Origin of the sequence: Marinifilum sp. N1E240 (assembly GCF_009295825.1) — a bacterium.
Lineage (GTDB): Bacteria > Bacteroidota > Bacteroidia > Bacteroidales > Marinifilaceae > Marinifilum_A > Marinifilum_A sediminis.
In genome coordinates this window covers 213,088-238,772 of record NZ_WHKF01000001.1, presented here as the reverse complement: position 1 = coordinate 238,772, position 25,685 = coordinate 213,088, and the positions used below count along the sequence as shown (strand labels likewise).

At 35.1% G+C, this 25,685-nt stretch carries 11 protein-coding genes; 9 read left to right on the top strand and 2 right to left on the bottom strand.

Annotated features, from left to right (window positions below):
- Positions 1-94 precede the first annotated feature (94 nt).
- The 8 genes from GCQ56_RS00960 (at position 95) to GCQ56_RS00925 (ending at position 16,826) form a co-directional block, all read left to right on the top strand.
- Positions 95-2,461: an ABC transporter permease gene (locus GCQ56_RS00960; RefSeq protein WP_152732520.1), complete on the top strand. Its 2,367-nt coding sequence runs from the start codon at positions 95-97 to the stop codon at positions 2,459-2,461.
- Positions 2,462-2,537: 76 nt separating this feature from the next.
- The gene (locus GCQ56_RS00955; protein ID WP_193323686.1) at positions 2,538-4,871 is read left to right on the top strand and encodes an FtsX-like permease family protein; all 2,334 of its coding nucleotides are present in this window, start codon (positions 2,538-2,540) and stop codon (positions 4,869-4,871) included.
- A gap of 55 nt (positions 4,872-4,926) precedes the next feature.
- The gene (locus GCQ56_RS00950) at positions 4,927-7,344 is read left to right on the top strand and encodes an ABC transporter permease (RefSeq protein ID WP_152732518.1); all 2,418 of its coding nucleotides are present in this window, start codon (positions 4,927-4,929) and stop codon (positions 7,342-7,344) included.
- Positions 7,345-7,359: 15 nt separating this feature from the next.
- The gene (locus GCQ56_RS00945) at positions 7,360-9,744 is read left to right on the top strand and encodes an ABC transporter permease (RefSeq protein WP_152732517.1); all 2,385 of its coding nucleotides are present in this window, start codon (positions 7,360-7,362) and stop codon (positions 9,742-9,744) included.
- An 18-nt stretch (positions 9,745-9,762) separates the two neighbouring features.
- Positions 9,763-11,301: a DUF4933 domain-containing protein gene (locus tag GCQ56_RS00940; RefSeq protein ID WP_152732516.1), complete on the top strand. Its 1,539-nt coding sequence runs from the start codon at positions 9,763-9,765 to the stop codon at positions 11,299-11,301.
- 71 nt (positions 11,302-11,372) lie between these two features.
- Positions 11,373-13,763 carry an ABC transporter permease gene (locus tag GCQ56_RS00935; protein ID WP_152732515.1) on the top strand — a complete coding sequence of 797 codons (2,391 nt, stop codon included), beginning with the start codon at positions 11,373-11,375 and terminating at the stop codon, positions 13,761-13,763.
- Between the two features lie 16 nt (positions 13,764-13,779).
- A complete protein-coding gene (locus tag GCQ56_RS00930; RefSeq protein ID WP_152732514.1) occupies positions 13,780-16,170 on the top strand; it encodes an ABC transporter permease in 2,391 nt (796 codons plus the stop codon).
- Positions 16,171-16,346: 176 nt separating this feature from the next.
- Complete coding sequence (locus GCQ56_RS00925; protein ID WP_152732513.1) at positions 16,347-16,826, top strand: nuclear transport factor 2 family protein; 480 nt, start codon at positions 16,347-16,349, stop codon at positions 16,824-16,826.
- Positions 16,827-16,938: 112 nt separating this feature from the next.
- On the opposite strand, the gene GCQ56_RS00920 is transcribed toward GCQ56_RS00925, so the two are convergent.
- Positions 16,939-17,463: a GNAT family N-acetyltransferase gene (locus GCQ56_RS00920; RefSeq protein ID WP_152732512.1), complete on the bottom strand. Its 525-nt coding sequence runs from the start codon at positions 17,461-17,463 to the stop codon at positions 16,939-16,941.
- A 249-nt stretch (positions 17,464-17,712) separates the two neighbouring features.
- On the bottom strand, positions 17,713-18,384 hold the full coding sequence (locus GCQ56_RS00915; protein WP_152732511.1) for an inorganic pyrophosphatase: 672 nt from the start codon (positions 18,382-18,384) through the stop codon (positions 17,713-17,715).
- Between the two features lie 377 nt (positions 18,385-18,761).
- On the opposite strand from GCQ56_RS00915, the gene GCQ56_RS00910 reads away from it, so the two are divergent.
- On the top strand, positions 18,762-25,685 hold a 6,924-nt coding region (locus GCQ56_RS00910; protein WP_152733289.1), incomplete at its 3' end, for an alpha-amylase family glycosyl hydrolase.

Here is a 25,685-nt window from a genome sequence, read left to right as displayed (position 1 = left end):
AGAATAGCCAAATGAAATCCTGTGGAGAATTAGAGATTTGCATGGAAACTATCTAATACAAACAGATAAAACTTACTTATAAATATCTGCAAAGATGAACTTACACAACCTTAAAATATCTTTTAAAAATTTACAGAAAAACAAACTGGTATCTGCGATTAACATAGGTGGATTGGCATTAGGAATAACCATTAGTTTACTGGTTTTTTCATATGTGAACAAAGAGAAAACTATGGATCAAGAGATTGCTGATGTTGAAAACATTTATACTGTTTTAAATAACAATGATCCTGACTTATCAAGCAGAATGACCAGACATATTCGTAAAGAAATTCCAGAGATAGAAGCGATCACTTATGCAAGATATGTTTGGTCTCCTCAGAATTTTCTAAAGTTTGAAAATGTTGATCTTAAATTAAATAAGCTATTAATCGCGGACTCCTGTTTTTTCAAGGTGTTTGAGTTCGAAACTGTGTATGGAAATCTAGAAGAGGCTTTAAGTTCGGCAAACAAAATTGTATTGACCGAATCGGTAGCCAAAAAGATATTTGGAACTAAAAATCCAATAGGTAAAGAGCTGGAATACAATGCAACCTATTTACAGAATGAAATAATAGAAGTTGGTGCGGTAATTAAGAACTTATCGCACAAATGTTCCTGGGAGTTTGATGCTGTTTTATCTGTTCCTACCAATTTTAAAATTAATTGGTTTAAGAACAATCATGAATATTGGGGAGCTCAAAACTATAATGCTTTCGCAAAAACTCCATCAAATATTTCTGCTGAGATCATTAATAAAAAATTAAGAAATATCTCAGTTGAAAATATACCCGAAAGTTATAAAGAACGTACAAAATTTCAAATTCAACCCTTCACCCAATCCTATAGTCAGCATCCTGAAATTGAAATTTTAAAACATGGTAATCTACTTACCTTAACCATTATTCAAATAACAGGATTTTTGATTCTTTTTTTGGCGTGTATCAATTACATTAACCTGGTTACTGCTCAAAAAATAAAACGTTTAAGAAATATTGGAATCTTAAAAGTATTGGGAGGTAAAAAAGGCAAAGTAATTGAATTAATTGCAGTTGAATCAGGCTTAGTTCTTTTGATTACCAGCATTCTGGTTATTGTTTTAAGTAATTTTCTTTTGATTGGTTTAAATCAAATCACTAATTCTGAATTTACTTTAGCTGAAATTTTTACTGGTACTAACCTGGTTATATTTATTTCACTATTGAGTTTTACTTTTCTATTAACTGGTATTATTCCAGGGATATCATTGAGTAAAGGTAAAACTACAGCTCTACTTAAAAATACCACAAATACTCGATCGCAAAATTATTTGAGAAATTCACTCCTTATTTTTCAATTCTGTATAACGATAGTATTGCTAAGTGGCATTATCCTTATTAACAAACAGAATAATTACATGAGCGAATTGGATCCTGGTTTTAAAAGAGAGCAAATTCTTTATGTCACAACCAATCCTCAAATAAAAAATGGCATAGATGCCTTCAATTCTGAAATCAAACGAATTCCGGAAATAGTTGACATTACTTATTCATCTTCCTTACCAGGATACAATCATTCCAACTGGGGATTACCAATGATATACAATGGAGAAGAGCAAAAAATAGGTTTTGCAAATTTGTTCATCAGTCCTAATTTTTTCGACTTTTTCGGAATCGATCTGGTAAGAGGAAAGCAATTCAATCAATACTCGGAAGAAAATGAAGATTGGATTTTCAATTCAACAGCTATCAAAAAATTTAACATACAAGTTCTGGAAGATGCAAACATTTCTAACAATGGCACAATTGGAAAAGTAATCGCAGAGGTTAAAGATTTCAATCATGAATCAACACATTCTCTTATTAGAGCAATGGGCTTTCGCAGCTGTGGTAAATCAGATGAAGTGGCATATTTTAAAATCAATACTTCGAATATAGCAAGTACCGAAAATTGCATTCGATCCATGGAAAGAGTTTGGAGTAATATTTCACCAAATTTTCCAATGGAAATTAACTATCTGGATGAATCTTGGGAAGCATTATACCAAAAAGAGAGACAGTTTCAGAGGATATTGAATTATGCCACTGTTATCTCAATACTTCTATCCTGTTTGGGCTTAATCAGTTTAACCTATTTTATTGTTGAGACACACACCAAGGAGATTGGAATAAGAAAAACCAATGGTGCTAAAACTTTAGAAATTGTAAAAATGCTCAATAAAGATCTGGTAAAGTGGGTAGGAATTGCATTCCTTATTGCTTGTCCTATAGCATGGTTTTCGCTTAGTAAATGGCTGAGTGCATTTGCTTACAAAACGGAATTTAGCTGGTGGATATTTCCAGTAGCGGGAATCATTGCATTGGGAATTGCATTGCTAACTGTGTCGTGGCAATCGTGGAGAGCGGCTAAAATGAATCCTGTAGAGAGTTTGAGGTATGAGTAAATAATAAAACCCAAAAATAATTATGAGTTTCTATCAAAATATAATTATCAGCCTAAGACGTTTTAAAACTGAAAAAGTGAGTACACTTATCAGCCTAACCGGACTTGTTTTGGCTTTAAGCATTGTAACCATTGTATTGGTGTTCATTTTAAACGAATTGAATTACAATAGTTTTTATAAAAATAAGGATCGAATTTACAGAGTATTAAATTACAGTAAGGTTGAAAATAAATACTGGGCGACAAATCCATACCAGGTTGGTCAGCTTGCCAAAGAAAAGTTTTCGGAGGTAATTGCTGCCACTCATCAGTACAATGTATACGGCACTCAATTTCAGAAAAACAATGAGTTTATAGAAGAAGAATCGGTATTGGGAACTGACAGTTCTTTTTTTACTGTTTTTGGTGTTAAAATTCTACAAGGTAAATTACATGCATTTGATGAAACCAAAGATCAAATTTTATTAAGTGCTGCAATGGCTAAAAAATATTTTGGTCGTGAAAATCCTGTTGGTAAACCATTAAAAATGAAATTGAACAACCTGGATTATCACATGCAGGTTGCTGCAATTTTTGAAGACATTCCAAACAACACAAGTGTAAAAGCCGATTTTATTGTGAATACGGATATTGCATTTGATGATTTAGAAAAAAACATAATTACAGGTGGAAATCAGGTAGATCGAAAAAGCATGAAGGATGCCTGGACAAGTGTATTCTTTACCAATTATTTACTACTTAAAGAATCTGTATCCATTCCTCTTTTTCAGGAGAAGCTATTAAAATTGGGAAATGAATATTCCAATAGCAAGAAAAAATACACACTATCTGCTCAAGCCTTAAAGGATGTGTACTTTAAATCAGGTGGATATATTGACAATCATAAAACCGATTCTGGAGATTTAAAAATGCTATTTGTATTGGGTAGTATCGGATTCTTGATTCTAATTGTAGCCTGCATTAATTATCTAAACCTGGCATTAGCACAAGCCATAACCCGATTAAAAAGTTTTGCTGTTAGGAAAACATTTGGAGCCTCCCAAAAAGATATTCTTCAACAATTATTATTCGATTACTGCTTATTATCCTTACTTGCCTTACCGTTTGCCATTGCTTTAGCACAAGTTTCCTTGCCTTTTATTAGTGAGTTATTGGGTAAATCCTATTCACTGCAAATTGATGCAAATTTTATAGCAGGATTCAGCATTCTAATCGCCTTAACCATTGTGACTGGTTTAATTACTGCTGGTGCAACATTCTTAAGATTTAAACAATCGCAATTAACCATTATGCTTAAAGGAACAAAAGCGGGTCAAAATCAAAAATTCACATTGCAAAAAGCAATGATTGTTTTTCAAATTTTGATTTTCATCGTTTTACTTTCCTCCACCTTTGTTATTCAAAAGCAAGTAAACTATGCTTTTACTAAGGATTTGGGCTTTGCCAAAGACGAATTAGTAAGCGTAAATATTGGAGATAGGAATAAGGATATTTTAAAGCAAAAATTACTAAAAATACCATCTGTAAAATCAGTAAGTTCTGCAATGTGGCTTCCTCCAACAAGCAATCACATGTATATGGGAATTAAACGTTTTGATCGACCAGATGAGGACGTTTCAGTATCAGGTTTGTTTGTAGATTATGATTTTGCAAAAACAATGGGAATCAAAATTCTCTTAGGAGAAGATTTTCAGATAGAGAAACATCAATCGGGTGTTTTGGTAAATCAATCGGCTGCCAATGCCTTAGGTTTAACGGATCTAATTGGTAAAAAAACAAACTTTGGAATAGTACGTGGGCTTATTGCCGATTTTCACATGTTTTCTTTGACGGATGAAATTCCACCGATGCTATTGGCTTTATCTCCTTCATCAAGCAAACAAATGGTTATTCGCATTTCAACTAATAATATCCACAACACCATTGGTCAAATTAGAAATACCTGGGAATCATTCGAGGATGAACAAGCTTTTGATATCACTTTTACCGATGATGCTCTTAACGAGCTGTACCAATCTGAAATTCAATTTTCAAAAACCATTGGTTTGCTAGCATTTATTGCCATACTAATCGCCAGCCTTGGTTTATTAGGCTTGTCTCTCTTTATTGGAAAACAAAGAATAAAGGAAATTGGAGTTCGAAAAGCCAATGGAGCTAAAACTCACGAAATCATAAAAATGCTCAATCAGGACTTTTCAAAACTGGTATTCATTGCCTTTATACCAGCCTGTCCGGTTTCCTGGTATGTTATGAACAAATGGTTAGAAAACTTTGCCTATAGAACTGAACTTTCGTGGTGGATATTCGCATTAGCAGGTATAGTTGCTATGGGTATTTCTTTACTAACTGTTTCATGGCAATCTTGGAAAGCAGCAAAGAAAAATCCAGTGGAGAGTTTAAGGTATGAATGATCTCTTTGAATAAACATCAAATCTAACCCTTGATTAAAATTAAAACCTATCAAACATGATCGTTCAATACCTTAAATATGCCTTCCGAAAAATATTCAGTAAAAATTCTTTTACATTAGTTAATATCATTGGTCTGTGTGTTGGAGTAAGTTCATTTTTTATTCTAAGCTTATATTTTGCTTATGAAAATAGCTATGATCGCTTTTTTCCAAATTCTGAAAATATCTACAGACTTAGCCTTGAATTAAAACAAAATGATAGAACCATATTTAACAAAGCTACCTCAAGCTATTCTATTGGACCTTTACTAAAAAAAGAACTTCCTGAAGTTAAAGAATATGCTAGAGCTGGATATGAAAAATGCCTGGTTTATTTGAAGGGAGAAAAACAAAAAAGAGTAGATTTATTTTGGGTAGATTCCACATTTTTAAATGTTATTCCTGTGGAAATGATCGTTGGAGATCGTAACACAGCTCTTGCTGATCCATACTCCGCAGTACTTTCAGATGAAATGGCTAAATTTTATTTTGGCAATGAAGATCCTCTGAATAAAACTATCTATGTAAACGAACAATTAGCATTTACGGTAAAAGGAGTCTTTAAATCACTACCCGACAACAGCCATTTTAATTTTAAGGTTCTCTTGTCTTTAAGTACAGGAAATGTATTATGGCCAGGTTGGGGAACAAATAATATCAATTGGGAAGGAGATTCCTGGCTTTACACTTACGTGCAATTAAAGGAAAACACTGATAAAAATGCAATCAAGAATAAGATCAATACAATAGTTGACAAACATTTACCGGAGCGACTTAAAGAGGATAATTTTCAATACAATTTTAATCTGCAAGCAATTTGTGATATTCATTTAAACTCACAAATTGAGAATGAATTTAAAGTAAATGGCTCTAAACGTGATGCAGATATTATTCTTATCATAGGCATTCTAATAATCTCGATTGCCTGGATTAACTATTTCAATTTAATCAACAGCTCACTTTATGACAATTTAAAAGAGATAAGCATTAGGAAGGTAAATGGAGCATCAAAATCAAATGTAATTAAGCAATTCGTAACCGAAGTTTTCATTGTCAATTCCATAAGTGTTCTTATTTCTATAGTATTTATATTCCTCTTTATTCCAAAAATTGAATCTCTTTCTGGTAAACCAATATTTTCTTACTTAATCGAAAATCAATGGTTGTATCTTCTATTTCCTGCACTCTTATTTATGGGAGTTGTAATATCAAGCATTTATCCTGCATTGATAATAGCATCTCTTACGCCTCAAAATTCAATTAAAGGATATAAGCTTTCCAATTCGGGAAGTCTAAACTTCAAAAAAATATTAATCATATTTCAACTCACAGCATCAATCGTACTAACAATAGGTGTAATATCAATAAACAAACAGCTTAAGTTTATTCAATCAAAAGATTTAGGTTATCAAAAAGAACAAATAATAATGATTGATGCACCATGTACACTTAACATGGATAGCACGAAACAAGACAAGTATAAAAGTTTCAAACATGAATTGCTTACTAATAGTCTAATCAACTCCGTAACCAGTTCTGGTACCGGAATAGGTTCACAATTATTTAGTGATATATCTTATCAGTTTTTAGATGATCGAAAAATCGATAACTCCTTCAAAACAAATTCTATTGATGAACATTTTATTGATGTTTTTAACATTCGATGGTTAGCCGGAAACAATACCAGCTTAAAAGAATACAGTAACAAACAACAAGTTTTAATAAATGAAACAGCAAGTACGTTACTTGGCTTTCCAAATCCTAAAGATGCAATTGGCAGTTATCTAATAAATAACGATTCCAAAAATCAAATAAGAGGCGTTATTGCTGATTTCCATCAAGAAAGCTTAAAATGTAAACTTCAACCAACAGTTTACTTCTTTAATCATCCTTCAAATTTTGGAACCTATTCAGTTCGAATTAATACTACGGATATTAGTACCACACTAAATTTTATTCAAAAAAAATGGCAATTGGTCTATCCTGATGATCCGTATATTTACAATTTTCTGGATAATCGCCTAAGTGAGTTATATTATGCGGATCAACAATTTGGTACCATTCTACTTTTATTTACTGTGCTTTCAATATTTGTAGCATGTCTGGGACTTTTAGGACTTATTACAATAACTACACGAAAAAATAATAAAGAAATAGGTGTACGAAAAGTAAACGGTGCAAAAACAATAGAAATAATGTCTATGCTTCTTAAAGATTTTACAAAATGGACATTTATTGCATTTGTTATTGCCTGCCCTATTGCCTATGTCTTTATGCAAAAGTGGCTTCAAATATTTGCATATAAAACCGAACTCTCCTGGTGGATATTTGCATTATCGGGGTTCATAGCAATGGGAATTACTCTACTAACAGTATCGATACAATCCTTTAGAGCTGCCAGAAGAAATCCTGTAGAAAGTTTGAGAGATGAATAATAAAAACTAAAAATTATGCTTTGGTATCATTTAAAATTATCCGTTTTACGATTGCTTAAGAATAGAGCTTTTTCTGTAACAAATATTCTGGGACTCAGTTTTGGAATCGCATCCTTTTTTGTCCTATTCATTCATGTGCAAAATGAAAAAAGTTATGACAATCACATACAAGGTTCCCAAGAAATATATAGAGTATTGTCAACGCCATCGCATATAGATGATTCGTGGGCAAGAAGTTTAGGCTTTATTAAAGAAGCGGCATTACAATTACCTGAAATTGAAAATGCCACTCAATTTTCGCATTGTAAATCTGGTACAATAAAAATAAATAATGAGAGCGTAGTTCAAGAAGATATTTTATCTGTTGATACTAATTTTATTAGCATATTTAAGATAGAAAGTACGATCGGAAATCTATCAGAAATTGATAAACCCAATAAAGCTTTTGTATCTGAAAAATTTGCGAAAAAGTACTTTAAGAATAAGAACCCAATTGGTCAATATTTTGAAGTTGAGGCATTACAATATCAAAGGGATTTGGGAAAGTATGAAATAGCAGGAGTAATTAAAAACACCCCTATAAAAACTCATTTCAATTGCGAAATACTTCTTTCCCAAAAAGGAACTTTGGAAGAACGATATGCATCCTTATCAACAAGGAAAATTCAGTGGGTTTACAATTATTTAAAATTGAAGAAAGGCACTTCTCCAAATTTTATTGCTGATAAAATACTTACTCATTTCAATAAGTCCAGTTTCAGACAAACAAGAGGTCCAAAAGATTACAAATTTCGTCTTCAAAAGATGACGGATATCCATTTAAAATCAAACAACAGATTTGAACTAAAAGAGAGCAATACTAAAATAAATATCAACCTGTTTACTCTGGTTTCTTTCGTGATATTATTTGTGTCTCTGGTCAATTTTATCAGCTTAATTACTGTGAACCTTTTCAAACGATCGAAAGAATTTGGATTAAAATCATCTATTGGTGCACATAAAAAACATTTGCTGTATCAGGTTCTTCTTGAAGTATTGGTTCTAAATTCTATATCAATTGCAATTTCATTGTTTGCAATACAATTGATAAAACCTTTCATCAATCAGTTTTACGAAATTCAGTTTGATATTTTCTATAATGAACCCATAATTTATTGGTCCATTCTATTAATTCTTACTTGCAGTGGATTAATATCCGTTTTATTTGTTCGATTCTTTATCCTAAAAAGCAATTCTACCAGCGAAATAATAAAAGGTTTAAAACCATTAACTGGAAAGCGTTTGCTACAGCCATTGATGATATTTCAAATCCTAATTGTAATTGTTTTGATTTCATCTACAATTCTGGTAAACAAACAAATCAACTTTATATTGGATAAACCTCTCGGCTTTACCAAAAATAATGTTGTGGTCATTCATCAAAAGGATTTCTCCAAAGATCCTAAAGTGTTTGCCAACGAGCTAAGCAAAAATTCTCAAATAGAATCGGTTGGTTTTACCAGGCAATATTTTGGATATCCAACGCAGGAGTACTCGTTAGAAGAATTTAATGTAGAAGGCACTGCCGAAATGGGTTTAGCAAATTATGAATACCTAAAAACAATGGATATTAAATTCATTTATAATGATATCAACGAATTAGAAGATACAATAAGCGGTATGGTAATTAACAATCACCTATACAGGAAATTGCTTGAAAAGCATCTAAGTATGGATAACATTAAAACCCATCTGTCAAGTAGAGCACTAGAAGAAGATCAAATCAGATTCAATATTATAGGTGTAGTTGAAGATTTTAATTATAGTTCGGCTCACGAGCAAGTTGGAAACTATTTCTTCTGGTTAGGAGAATCTAGAAGTAATGCAAGATTTACTCATATTAAAATAGCTTCTGAAAACATACGATCGGCAATGAAGTTCATACAAGAAGAATGGAAGAAACACTATCCAAACCAAAAAATGGACTATTTCTTTATGGATGAAAAGGTCGCACAACAATACAAATCGGAAAATATTCTGAGGAAGATATTATTGAGCTTTTCCATACTTGGAATTATCATTGGAATTATTGGAATAAGTGCTCTCTCCTATTTTTCATCGGAACAGCGCACCAAAGAAATAGGCGTTCGTAAAGCAAACGGGGCCAAAACTTACGAAATAATTGGTATGCTAAACAAAGATTTTCAAAAATGGGTTTTTGCTGCTTTTGTTCTGGCTTGCCCCATTTCTTGGTATGCCATGAATAAATGGCTCGAAAACTTTGCCTATAAAACTGAAATCTCCTGGTGGATTTTTATTCTTTCCGGTGCATTTGCCCTGGCAATAACTTTGATAACTGTATCATTCCAATCCTGGAATACAGCAAGAAAAAATCCAGTGGAAAGTCTGAGATATGAATAATCAAAACCCAATATAATTATGAAATTAATTCACCTTACACTATTTCTTCTCCTATTTTCATTTGCTTGTCAGAACAACAAGATGAAAATCAATGAAAAAAAGTTATCTGAAAAAATTCTTAGTGAAGAAGAGATTCTTGCTCAAAAGGAAGAATTGCGTCAGCAAAAAGAACAAGAACTGACTGATTCGTTAGCAAAACTTCCAAAAGGATTTAGGTTTGAAGCCATTCGTAAAGTCAATTTGCAACATCGTCCACATATTATCGATGTGGTAAATCGTATTGACAGCACTAAAGAATTTAAACTTTCGGATGTTGCCAGCACAATCGAATACATAAGAATTCAGAACCTACCCGATTCGAGTATTTCTAATAATATGAATTACAAATATTATATGACCGATAAACATTTGGTTGCTTCAAATATATACGGTATCCATTTGTTCACTAAGGATGGAAAATTCAAAAACACGATTATAAAAAACAACTTAAGTGGAGTAAAATATGATCGCAAAAGAGATGAAGTAAGTGTTTACTTTTCCAATTTTGCAAAAATAGGAGGCAATACTTCAGTATGGTCGAGAGGTGACAATTTGTTCTACCATTATAAAAATACCAATACCGGTCAGGACTATATTATGGAATTGGACTGCTCCCAGGAATTGCTTGGAATAAACACTGAATTTGAGCCTGAAAATCCAAGAAAAGTAATAGGTATGGGCAAAATATCAGTTGATTTAAACCATGGTCAGGATAAGGTTTTTAAAGCCGCACATCCTAATGGAATGTCATCTTATGGATCTAAATACTTGTATGATATGATCGGCATTTTTAGTCCTGATAAAAACACCTATCTATTACAAAGTCCAAATGGAAGCAATATGCTGAAAATTTTAAACACACGAGGTGACACTTTATCGAGCTTTAAAAAGTTGGAACAATTGAAAAACTTTAAGCGAAGAAGTTATCGTGGTTTCGATTACGGAAATTCATACGAGAAAAATGGAAATTACTACTTCCGAACAGATTACAACGACACCATTTTTAAAGTAATTCCTCCTAACATCATTCAACCGGAATATGTATTTAATCTAGGAAATCATAAAGTAAAAAAACAAGAAGCATTGAATTCAACATTTGATCTTACAGGTAAAATAACACCTTATGAATGGGCTGATTCAAAAGATTATATCTACATGAGTTTCATCAAAGACAATAATCTTTGTCCAAACTCCATGAAAAGTAAAAGTGTGAAATTACATTATGCACTTTACGATAAGAAAAATAAAAACTTACAATTTGTAAAAAACAATCCTACCAGTTATACATTAGATAATCTGGTTAATGATATTGATGGAGGTTTTAGTGTGTGGCCTAAATCCTATATGATCAATCGTTATGGAGAAATTATGATGGCACTACGTGGTGAAGATATCAAGGAACAAGTTGCATCAGATGAATTTAAAAATTCTATAGCTCCTGCCGAGAACAAACAAAAGTTGATCGATTTGGCAAACAATTGTACCAATGATGACCAGATATTAATGCTGGTAAAATAAAACTGATAATTGGGTTCATGGGATTTTATTCCCGTGAACCTTCCTCTAATCTTACTTGACAAGACATACAGATGAAGCAAACCTTTAAAATCATTTTCCGATCGATGCTAAAAAAGCCAATTCTAACTCTGGTAAGCTTTACCGGATTTACCATTGGAATAATGGCTTCTTTACTGATCTATCTTTGGGTGTACAATCAGCTAAACTTCGATAAATTTCATTCAGATTACAATCAAATTTATCGTGTTCTTACCTTGTCAAAAGCCGGAGAAGATATTGTAAAATCAAGTAGATCTTATCAGCCAATTGCCGGAACATTAAAGAAGGATTATCCACAAATTGAAGCGGCTACATTTCTCATGTCCTCATCGGAAGATGCTCCTTTATATGTCGATAATAAAAACAGAAAAATAGAAGCCCGTAAGTGCTACACAAATAAAGGTTTCTTTGACATATTTAATGGCTTCACTTTTATCGAAGGCAACAAAGAAAGTGCATTCGAAAACAAATACAACATTGTATTGTCTGAGAAAATTGCGCACAAATTGTTTGGATTGGAATCAGCCTTGGGAAAGAAAATTATCAGTGACAAATACGACGAAATAATTTATACCGTTGGAGCCGTTCTTAAAGTCCCATCAAACAGTCATATTAGTTTTGATTTTTTGGTATCGAAGCAACTTCTTTCAACTAGTCATTATCTAAATCTTTGGGGTGATTCCTATTGGATTAGGACCTATATAAAACTCGGGAAAAATGCATTAATCGATGATTCATTTCTTGCTAAAGTAAGCAATCATATTAGCAGATACTCGAACAAAACAGATAAACTCCTGTTTCAACCCATTGCAGATATTCACCTGCATTCTGATTATACACCAAATATTCTTGATCAACATATTAGCAGTTATAAATATGTCTTGATTTTTTCGGGATTAGCCTTGCTGATTTTGATAATGGTAATCTTAAACTTCTCAATTCTTTCCACTGCTCGTTACAGTGAACAAGCACAGGAAATTGGAATACAAAAGGTAAATGGAGCCAAACGAATTCATTTGTTGATCCAGTTCATGAGTAATTCCTTAATTCAAACCTTTATTGCAGCTATTCTAGCTATTGTTTTAAGTTGGATTTTCATGCCTCAATTCAATCAATTAACAGGACAAAATCTTCACTTTCACCTTTCCTCTAAATTACTCTTGAACTTAATTGTCCTGACCTTTTTCACAGCATTGGTTGGCGGATTATATCCATCATTGTACCTATCAAATTTAAGACCTACTTTAATTCTCAACAAACAAAATATAACTGGCAACAAATCTGGTTTGTTAAAGCTCTTGATTGTGATCCAGTTTTCCATTGCCATATTTTCATTCATATCCTCCGGAATTTTAATCAAGCAATTTTACTTTATCAACTCAAAAGATTTAGGATTAAGTCACAATAACATGCTTGTTGTTCCTACCGGATTGTGGTATGATAGTGAAGCTTTTAAAAATGAATTGCTCCAAAATCCAAATATTACAAGTGTATCAGCCAGTACCTATGCTCCAATTGAGTATTCTTGGCGTGCAAATTACGCGATAGACAAAAATGGTAAGCGAGACAGTATCACTGTTTCGGTAATTCATACCGATGAAAATTTTGCAAAAAATTATCAATTGGAAATAACAAAAGGACAATTTCTAAAAATGGATTACGAAGCATATTGGAAAGAACACAAAAAAGAAAAAAATACGCAAAAACAAGAAAAACTTTCTTTTCCAATAGTAATTAACGAAACTGCTGAAAAGTTATTTGGCTTTAATGATCCTATCGGACAAAGAATTGGAGATGAAGTTATTGTTGGTGTTGTTAAAGATTTTCATTTTAAACCTCTTCATCATCGAATTGAACCTTTGGTACTCATGAATTCTCCTGAAAATATCATGACAATGAATATTAAAATTTCAGGCTATCAGCAATTAGAAACCATTAACTATATAAAAGAAACATATCAGAAGCATAGAGATAACAGAGATTTCTCCTATCAGTTTTTTGATGATATTTTGCAAAGTAAATATCAGGATGAGATTCATTTGAAAAACACCACCGAAGTATTTTCATTGCTAGCCTTACTGGTAAGTTTATTAGGAATATTGGGAATTGCAAGTTTCGTTATTCATCAACGAACCAAAGAAATAGGAGTACGAAAAGTAAATGGAGCCAAAACCTGGCAAATCATCAACATGTTCAACAAAGATTTATTGAAATGGATCATACTCTCCTTTGTTATTGCTTGCCCTATTGCCTGGTATGTGATGAACAAATGGCTGGAAAATTTTGCCTACAAAACAGAACTCTCATGGTGGGTTTTTGCTCTATCGGGGATAATAACAATAGCTAATGCCTCTTTGACCATTTCACTTCAATCGTGGAGAGCTGCAAAAAGAAATCCGGTAGAAAGTTTGAGGTATGAATAATTAATCTGTAGAATTTATGAACTTTTATACAATCAAATACGCAATAAGAAATATCCTTAGACAGAAAGCTTATAGCATCACAAATCTAATTGGATTGTCGGTATCCTTTGCCTCTGTATTTTTAATTCTTTACTATATACAATTTGAAAGCGGATTCGATAGGTATTTTACAAATAGCGATCGTATTGCACGTTTCACAATAGAATACAACAGAGATGACTTTACTAGTCATTTTGCCCGAGTAAGATATTCCGGCATTCAATACCTGGTTGATGATATTCCTGAGGTAAAGAGCATGGCACGACTTTCTCCTTTCAGGACATGTGCAGTAAAAATTGGCGAAAATAAGTTCTACAGTAAAGGAGCATTTGCTACCGATTCGAATTATTTCACGGTTTTCAATGATACCTTGCTGCTGGGGAATCCAAAAAACATTCTAAATTCAGGAAAGCAAGCTGTCATTTCGGAATCGATTCGAAAAAAATACTTTCCCAATCAAGATCCAATTGGTAAAAAAATATCTCTGGAACATCAGCAAATTACGCAATTCTTCGATTACACAATTGTAGGTGTAATGAAGGATGCTCCAGTTCAAGCACATTTTCATCCTGAAATTCTTACTTCACTTGAAAATCAAGACAATTATTCAAATTGGAATTATACCTATCTCTTGCTTGAAAATCCAAATAGTTTGGATTTGATAAATGAGCAGCTTGCCAACTTTAAAAAGAAACATTTTGAAGCTGAAAATGCAAAATACAACACACTACACCTCCAGAAGCTTCATGATATTCATTTACACAGCCATAAAGATCGGGAATTAGAAATCAATGGGGATATCAAGAATATTAAAATACTTGTGGTTCTGGCTATCTTAATTGTACTGGTTGCCTTTCTTAATTTTACGAACCTAAATGTGGTATCAGTTGAAAAACGATCTAAAAACATTTTAGTTCATCATCTGTTTGGTAGCAAATTGTATCACATTTCTATGATGGCTTTGTGGCAAAATATAATCATTGTTGGTTTTTCGGTTTTATTGGGCTTGACACTGGCTGGAATTGTATATCCCTATTTTCAACAGGTGTTCTCATTGCCTGAATTTTCAATTTCTTCGGGAATTATCTTACCACTCGCTGGTATAGTGTTACTATTAATCATCTGTGGTTCTCTTATTGGAACTTTTCCTGTTCTGAGGCATAAGTTTTATTCGAATACGATTAATAGAAATGGTCGACGCCCGGCATCCCACTCTAAGAAAAGAGTAAGTGGTATTCTTTTATTTCTTCAATTTGCCATTGTAACAGGTTTATTGGTTTCAACTTTTGTGATTCAAAGTCAGGTAAATTTGATAATGACAAAGAGAATTGGTGGAAATGATCAGAACATTTTAAACATTACCAACCTATCGCACTCTGTAATTGAAGATTATACTGTTTTTAAAAATAAGTTGCTACAAATTTCAGGAATCGAGGATGTAACCAGCGCCATGGAAGAGCCAGGAGGCGAAACTATGGATGCTTTTTACTATAACCTGGAAGGTATAACTAAAGAAAAATTCTCTAAACAAAGATTGAATGTCTTAACCTGCGATCATAATTTTCTTGATTTCTACAAGATTAAACTCATTGCCGGAAACAATTTTGATCCCGATCCGGACAAGAAGCAATACATTCTCAATGAGTCTGCAATTCAACACATTCAACAAGATCTACCGGCAGATGATTTTCTAAACAGAAAATTTGAATTTGATTTTGACTATAAAAAACTTCTCCCAAATGGAGAAATTGTTGGTGTTTGTAAGGACATTCACTTGACCAGCATGAATGAGAAAGAAAAGCCTATGGTACTTCTGTATCAGAACATGGTGAATTCTTGTATCAGTATTCGATTTAGTCCGGAAGCTCTTTCTCGAAGCTTACCAGAAATTCAAGCTACCTGGAATGAACTATTTCCAAATTATGATTTTAAATATCATTTCATTGATGATTTGTATCTGCACCGATACAAACACTATATCAACCAACGAAACTTTCTACTCTCCTTAGCTATACTCTCTATTTTAATTGCTTGCATTGGTTTAGTAGCTGTATCAGTATCTATGACTCAAGCCCGAAAAAGAGAAATTAGTATAAGAAAAGCCAATGGTGCCAAAACTCTGGAAATTGTGAACATGTTGAATAAGGATTTATTATGGTGGATCCTATCAGCACTACTAATTGCGTTTCCATTGGCGTGGTACAGCATGAACAAATGGTTGGAAAATTTCGCTTATAAAATTGAATTGAGTTGGTGGATATTTGCACTAGCAGGAATCGTGGCAATAACGATAGCAATGATTACAGTAAGCTGGCAATCGTGGAAAGCTGCGAAAAGAAATCCTGTAGAGAGTTTGAGGTATGAGTAGAGAATATGGAACACCTTACTAACCCCAAACCCCTAAAGGGGCTTAAAAAAACAAACATGAGTGTAAGTGAACAAGTATCCATGCTTTACAATGCAAAACCTCATATTTTCGAGAAAGTTAAAATCTAAAGAATGAAAGATTATCTTTAAGTATAACTAATAATAAAACATCCCAAAATGAAAAAAACACTCGTATTCGCAATCCTTCTTTTCTCATCTTTCACATTACTAATAGCACAAGAAAATGATGTTGATAAGGAAAAGGAATTGATTAAAAAAATTATTCAAAACGCTTATGTTGATGGTTTGTGCAACAACACTGATCTTGATGCTGTCAACAAAGGATTTCACCCCGGATTTTCTTTACTTAGTGTAGGACATACTGGTGATATCATGCATAAAACTCCTATCTACAATTGGATTCAGTATGCTGAATCTGGTAAAAAAAGTAAAAAGCTAAAATATTCTTTCCAGAATGAATTGACCACCATAAAATATCAATTTATTGATGTGACTGGTAAAGCTGCTGTCGCTAAAATTGATTTTTACGAAGGCGATGAACTTAAATTTATCGATTATTTGTCACTATTGAAATTTGAGACAGGGTGGAAGATTGTGACTAAAACTTATCACGCTTTACCAAAAAAGAAAGAATAATATTCCTCGGGTTGAAACCCGAGGCAACATGAATTAATAAACTACTTTATCATTTTACCCTCAGCTATAGCTGGGGGTGATTAAAACAATCGCTTCTGCAATAGAAGGAAAATTACTCCTTATTAATTCTCTTGTACCAGGTAATTTCATCACCCTGATAGTTGAATTTATCCAACAACTTAAAGCCTAATTTCTCCAAAACATGCTGTGATTTCTGGTTACTAATTAATGTCATGCTACAGATCTCAGGAATCTTTAGTTCTTCGAATGCATATTTTATGGCTGCTGTTGTAGCTTCGGTAATATAACCTTTACCCCAATATTTACGAAGTAATCGAAATCTCAAATCGTAAAAGTTGCTGTAGTCGTTATAATTTCCTTTCTCCAATTTAAAACCTGTCCAGCCAATAAATTGATCCGTTTCCTTCTCGATAATTGCCAAACGACCTATCCCATTTTCTTTGTATTGCTTTCGAATATTCTCAATCATATCCTGACTTTGTCCAATGTCACGAATGGGCTTTCGTCCTAAAAATTTATATACTTCAGGATCGGAATCCATTTCAAACATGCTTTCATCGTCGGTAGGTAATATTTCTCTGAGGTATAATCGTTCGGTATCTATAATTATCTTCATTCTAATCTTCTAATTTTAAAATTCATACTAGGATTCTTAATCTCGCACATATCTGTGAATTGTGCAAGTTTTTACCAGTCAAAATTCTTATTTAGATTAAATTACAACAACATTTAACTACCGCTTAACAATTTCCAAAACTTGCCTCATCAATCACTTAACATCAACAAAAAAGCGATAACCCATTTCAGAGTCATCGCTTTCTATATCTTATGTAATTATAAATTGATAATTACCAATTATTCATTTTTATACGTGCTTTAGGATATCTTCCAAATTCTCAAACTTAGTTTTGTAATCGTTCATCGAACGAACAATTACCTCATGTGCCTCTTCAACACCATAAGTATGCGTAATTTCAGCCTGACGATCCAATCCCGGCATATCCTTATAGGTCAGGAAATAATGCTTCAAACGATCTACAATTACATCTGGCATGCATTTAATATCTGTAAATGAACCGTAAGTAGCATCGTTAATCAACACTGCAATAATTTTATCATCAGCCTCATTTCCATCAATCATTCTAAAGCCCCCAATTGGACGAACTTCAGCAATAATATCTCCATGAGAAATCGATTTTTCGGTCAGGATACAAATATCCAAAGGATCTGCATCTCCTTTAATATCTTTTTTACCCGATTTCTCGCTACAGTATTCTCCTACAGAATTACCGCAATAGGTTTGTGGTAAAAACCCATACAATGCAGGAATTACATTCGAATATTTCTGAGGTCTATCAATTTTTAGATAACCACTTACTTTATCGACTTCGTATTTAACTGTGTCTGTTGGAACCATCTCGATAAAAGCCATTACCGATTCCGGTGCATTGTCTCCAACATCTAATCCATGCCAAGGGTGTGACTTGTAACGCAAACCCATTAATCTTGCAATCGGATCATTTAATTTGTTTCCCATAGTTAGTGTATCTTTTTAAGCCTCGTTTTGGCACAACGATTTCATTCATTTGGTATAAACAAATGTAATAAAACAATATAAATAACGAGCTAATCGTCTTTTTCTTTTCTGAATATTGTAATAAAATGAGTATTATCCGACATCTCAACTGCAATCTATACTCAAAAAACAGTTTCTATGAATGCCCATTGTACAATAGTACCATTTGAAACCTTAACCATCTGACATATAATACTGCATTCATCAAAAATAAAAAGAACAGAAAACGTTTGCGGTATCGTTTGCAGGAATATCTCACCACTTCGCAAACGATAGAAACAACTTAAGCCACTCATAATCTTATTTTTGACTCTCATCTAATCCTACAATTATAACATATGAGAAAATCTTTACTTCTTTTTATTTTACTTACAGGATATCTCCTGAACGGAATAGCCCAAACAGTATGGGTTGAACCTGCCAATCCAACCATCAACAACGAAATTACCATCTATTTCGATAAAGAAAGTTCTTCTTTTTGGACCGATGGGGAAGCCAAAATTTACTTGCATGCAGGAGTAAATACAACTGCTGGTCACTGGAAAAATATAAATGATGCTTTTTCAAATCTGAATGACAGTCAGGAAATGACCGCCCATGAAGGAACAAAAGTGTGGAAAAAAACCATCACTCCTAAAGAGTATTTCTCCCTGACTGAAGGTACAACGGTTTACAGTATTGATCTAAAATTTAGAAATCAATATGATCCTGGAGGTAACAACGAAACAGGAAACTTTGAACTAACACTCACCGAAGCACATGTTTTCCATTCCGGAAAAGAGATTACTTCTTTTGCAATTAACGGTCAAGGTGCTCAAATCTCTGGTGACCAGATTTCAATTCAAATCCCTGCAGAAACAGACATTACCAGTCTAAGTCCGGTAATCGAAGTTTCAGAGCATGCTACAATATCACCAGCATCGGGTACTGCACAAGATTTTTCTTCCCCTGTTCAGTATGTAGTAACAGCTGAAGACGGTTCAGAAAGTACATATACAGCTTCGGTAACCCAATTAAGTATCGCTAAGGACATAATCCTATTTACAGTTGATGATATCGAGGCCACTATAGGTGACAATACAGTTAGTTTGGTATTACCTTACAATACAAGTATAGGCCTAAGCCAGGTGACTCCAACTATTGAAGTATCACCGGAGGCTTCTATCTCTCCACTTTCAGGCGTTGAAAGAGATTTTACAAATCCACAAACATATACGGTTACCGCGGAAAACAATTCAACCAAAGACTATACAATAAGCATAACGATTGCCGATCCTCCTATGCTTGTTACCTCACCTGAAAATCCTTCTGCTGACCAGCAGGTAAGCATCACTTTTAATGCCAAAGGAACTGCATTGGAAAATGCCTCAAAAGTTTATCTGCATTATGGTGTAAGCACTACATCGGGTAAAAATGAATGGATAGGCAACTGGGGAGAAGATGATAATGTTGGAATTATGACTCAGGGAAGTTCAGCAAATCAATGGATCTTCAGTTTTACACCAACATCTGATTTTGCAGACTTACTTCCAGGAGAAGAAGTAAGCGGATTAGAATTTCTCTTTAGATCAGCTGACGGAACTTTGAAAGAGGACAATAGTGGAGCGAATTTCTCTTTAGCTCTTCAAGCTGCCACCATCCCCGATTGGATTGAGATAAGTCCTGCCTTACCAAAAATATCTGATGAAATTACTATTACCTTTCGACCGGACCTTGCTACTGGTAAAAAACTACAAGATGAAGGCCAAATCTATATGCACAGCTGGGCGGTGACTTCGGGACCGGGAAACAGTACAGCCGATTATGTAGGTCAATCACAATGGGGTGACAATACAAGCGGACAACTAACCGAAATCTCAACTGGAGTATGGCAAATTACCTTAACACCATCAATTTACTTTGGAATCAGTGATACGAACGAAAACCTGTTCCGAATTGGTTTACTTTTCAGAAATCAGGATGGATCAAAGGTCCAGAAAAATGAAGAGGATGAAGATTATTATCTGGAAACTGACCCTGAATTTCATATCAGTATCCTTCACCCAATTGCTCAGGAAAGAACAGTTGAGGCAGGATCTTCCTTTGAAATCAATTTCACCACTTCTGAAATCTCAAATATTGAAATACTGGCAGATAATCAGTCCATTCATATCGAAACAGATGTTTCCACAAGTACTGTAAACCATAGTTTCAGTACAGCAGGAGCTCATACAATTCTTATTCGGGGTACCAACGGAAGCGTTGGCAAAGAGAAGACTATTGAGATGAATGTTTATTCTTCCGTTATTGTGGAAGATCTTCCTTCATGGATTAAGCCCGGAGAAAAAGGAATTATCTATCACAAAAACAGATCCGGATTGGAAGATAACGATACCAAAGCAACACTTGTTCTTCATACTCCTACTTCTATCACTTACAAAGATGGTTACGGAAATGTATATGCCAACCGATCTGTTCCTTCCAAATCGGTAGTCCATGTATTGGGTGATTTTAACAACTGGACTGCAAGTGAAGCCAGCAAAATGAAGAAAACAACTGATGGCAATTACTGGTGGATTACTTTGGAAGATTTAACAGCTGAACAAGAGTATGTATTCCAATACTTGATTGATGGTTATTTACAAATTGCAGATCCATATACCGAAAAGGTAAGCGATCCGGATGATCAATACATTTCATCTACAACTTATCCGGGGCTGATTGCCTATCCAAGTGGAAAAGCCAACGACCGTGCTTCTGTTCTTCAAACCGGACAATCTTCATACCAGTGGCAAGTCAATAATTTTACTGTTCCGTCTCATAACGACTTAAATATTTATGAACTACACATCCGTGATTTCACCACTGAAGGCAACTACAAGGCTGCTGCTCAAAAACTGGAATATCTAAAAGATATGGGCATCAACTGCATTCATTTGATGCCGGTAAGTGAGTTCGAAGGAAACGACAGCTGGGGATACAATCCCAACTTTTACTTTGCTCCAGATAAGGCTTATGGAACCAAAAAAGATCTGAAAAGTTTCATTGATGCTGCCCATGAAAAAGGCATTGCTGTTATTAACGATATGGTATTAAATCATTCTTTTTACTCAAGTCCCTTGGCTAAGATGTATTGGAACGATACAGATAACCGTCCGGCTGTAAACAATCCATGGTACAATGAAGAACACAACTTTCAAAACCCGGGAGCGCATTGGGGTGCCGATTTTAACCATACAAGCGAACACACTCAACACCTGGTAGATTCCATCCTTAATTTTTGGATAGAGGAATACCATTTCGACGGATTCCGATTTGACTTTACCAAAGGATTCAGCAATACAAGTTATCCTGCCGATAGCTGGGGAAGTTCTTACGATGCTCAGCGCATTGGCATTCTTAAAAGAATGGTTGGTGCCATGAGAAGCAAGCACCCGAGTGTTATTACCATATTCGAACATTTGGCTGATGCCAGCGAAGACAGTGAACTGGCCAACGATGGAATCATGATGTGGGGAGGTAAAGGCATCTCTGAAAAATACGAAGAAATGGCTATGGGATGGAGTAACAATGTAAACATTTCTGAAGCATACTACAGAAACAAGTCCTACCAATATGCCAACCTCATGAGTTATATGGAAAGCCACGATGAGGAACGTTTGGCTTTTAAAGCAATGAAATATGGCAGGGATATAAACGCCGGATCATTCGACCTTTACCAGGAACCAACAAATGAACAATTGGCAATCATCATTCCAAGACTAAAGGCTGCCACTGCCTTTAACCTATTGCTGCCTGGAGCCAGAATGATTTGGCAGTTTGGCGAGTTGGGTTACGATTACAGCATTGATTACAATGGCAGAACTGGAAGAAAACCAGTGCGCTGGGATTATTTCGAAAATGAACAGCGTAAGGGTATGTATGAATTTTATGCCGACTTGCTGCACCTTAGAAATACTTACACGCTTTACAACAACGATACAGCTCAGGATTTTGACATTTCCGGTACTATGAAACGAATTACCTTAAATGGCAAAACAAAATCTGATGAAGGATTTCAGTTAATTGTAATTGGAAATTTTAGTGAGAACGATGGGAACATTACTCCACATTTTGGAAGCACAGGTACATGGTACAATTTTGAAGATGGCAGCAATATAAATGTATCAAGCACCAGTCAGCAATACTACCTGAAAAGAGGGGAATACAAAATTCTTTGCTCCCGCCAATTATCAAGAGCCAACTTTCATCAGCCATTAATAGAAAGTGTTCAGGATATTTCATTTGACGAGAATGACAATTTGAATTTCCTTCCCGAATGGTTTACTGTAAAAGATGAAGATGAAGATCCGGCTGCGATATATAGCTTTACCTATCTGGGTGGAGATAATTACACAATAAGTAATTCCACACTTACTCCTGATCCATTCTATTATGGAGATTTACAGATTAAAGCGCAGGTTTCGGATGGAAAATATACGAGCGATGTATTTTCATTCACTGTAACGGTAGATCCTATTCAACATCCTCTAAGCATTACAGTTCAAAATGCCAGTATGACTTACGGAGATCCTTTACCAGATTTTACTGTTACATATGAAGGCTTTGTTCATAACCATACTGCTGATGATCTAGAAGGAACTTTAAGTTTTGAAGTACAAGATGAAAATATCGTAGCCTCTGGCCTAAGTTCTCCACACTACGACATTACTTATGTACCAGGTAAATTAACGATTAATAAAGCAACACCTACTGTTGATAATTGGTCAACGGCTGATGCAATCACTTACGGACAAACTTTGAGTGAATCAAATCTAACAGGTGGAACCGCCAATGTGGAAGGAAGCTTTGCTTTTGCAAACCCATCTGCTACTCCTGGTGCGGGAATGCAATCTGTTGAGGTCATTTTCACGCCAAACGATGCAGATAACTACAATTCAGTAAGCGGAAATATCAACATCAGTGTTGAGAAAGCAACGCCAAGTGTTAGCATTTGGTCAACGGCAGATGCAATCATCTACGGTCAAGCCTTGAGTGAATCCAATCTGACTGGTGGAACTGCAAATGTGGATGGAAGCTTTGCTTTTGCAAACCCATCTGCTACTCCTGATGCGGGAATACAATCTGTTGAGGTGATTTTCACGCCAAACGATGCGGATAACTACAATTCAGTAAACGGAAATATTAACATCACTATTGTAAAAGCAAGGCCAAGTGTGAGCGTATGGTCTACGGCTGATGCCATCACCTACGGACAAACTTTAAGTGAATCAAACCTGACTGGTGGTACTGCAAATGTGGATGGAAGCTTTGCTTTTGCAAACCCTGCAGCAACTCCTGGTGCGGGAATGCAATCTGTTGAGGTGATTTTTACGCCAAACGATGCGGATAACTTCAATTCAGTAAGCGGAAATATTATCATCAGTGTTGTGAAAGCAACGCCAAGTGTGAGCATTTGGTCAACGGCAGATGCAATCACCTACGGACAAACTTTAAGTGAATCCAATCTGACTGGTGGAACTGCAAATGTAGATGGTAACTTTGCCTTTGCAAACCCATCGACAACTCCTGATGCAGGAACACAGTCTGTTGAGGTGATTTTCACGCCAAACGATGCAGATAACTACAATTCAGTTTCTGAAAACATCACGATCAGTGTGAGTAAGGCAAATTCTACAGTGAGCCTTTGGTCAACGGCAGATGCAATCACTTACGGGCAAACTTTAAGTGAATCCAATCTGACTGGTGGAACTGCAAATGTGGATGGAAGCTTTACTTTTGCAAATCCTTCGGCAATTCCTGATGCGGGAATGCAATCTGTTGAGGTGATTTTTACGCCTACCGATGTGGATAACTACAATTCAATAAGCGGAAATATCAACATCAGTGTTGGTAAGGCAAATTCTACCGTGAGCGTATGGCCAACGGCAGATGCCATCACTTACGGACAAACTTTAAGTGAATCAAATCTGACTGGTGGAACTGCAAATGTAGATGGAAGCTTTGCTTTTGCGAATCCTTCGGCAACTCCTGATGCAGGAATGCAATCCGTAGAAGTGATTTTCACGCCTTCTGATGTGGATAACTACAATTCAGTAAGCGGAAATATTAACATCAGTATTGAGAAAGCAACGCCAAGTGTGAGCCTTTGGCCAACGGCTGATGCAATCACTTACGGACAAACTTTAAGTGAATCAAACCTGACTGGTGGTACTGCAAATGTAGATGGAAGCTTTGCTTTTGCAAATCCATCGGCAACTCCTGATGCAGGAATGCAATCCGTTGAGGTGATTTTCACGCCAAACGATGCGGATAACTACAATTCAGTAAACGGAAATATTAACATCACTATTGTAAAAGCAAGGCCAAGTGTGAGCGTATGGTCTACGGCTGATGCCATCACCTACGGACAAACTTTAAGTGAATCCAATCTGACTGGTGGTGCTGCAAATGTCGATGGAAGCTTTGCTTTTGCGAATCCTTCGGCAACTCCTGATGCAGGAATGCAATCCGTAGAAGTGATTTTCACGCCTTCTGATGTGGATAACTACAATTCAGTAAGCGGAAATATTAACATCAGTATTGAGAAAGCAACGCCAAGTGTTAGAGTATGGTCTACGGCTGATGCAATCATCTACGGTCAAGCCTTGAGCGAATCAAATCTAACAGGTGGAACTGCCAATGTGGATGGAAGCTTTGCTTTTGCGAATCCATCGGCAACTCCTGATGCGGGAATGCAATCTGTTGAGGTGATTTTCACGCCAAACGATGCAGATAACTACAATTCAGTAAGCGGAAATATCAACATCAGTGTTGAGAAAGCAACGCCAAGTGTGAGCATTTGGTCAACGGCAGATGCAATCATCTACGGTCAAGCCTTGAGTGAATCAAATCTGACTGGTGGAACTGCAAATGTAGATGGTAACTTTGCTTTTGCAAACCCATCTGCTACTCCTGATGCGGGAATGCAATCTGTGGAGGTGATTTTTACACCAACTGATGCGGATAACTACAATACAGTTTCTGAAAACATCAGTATCAGTGTAAACAAGGCTACTCCAAGTGTGGGCGTTTGGTCAACGGCAAATGCCATCACTTATGGTCAAACCTTAAGTGAATCCAATCTGACTGGTGGAACTGCAAATGTGGATGGAAGCTTTGCTTTTGCAAACCCATCTGCTACTCCTGATGCGGGAATGCAATCTGTGGAGGTGATTTTTACACCAACTGATGCGGATAACTACAATACAGTTTCTGAAAACATCAGTATCAGTGTAAACAAG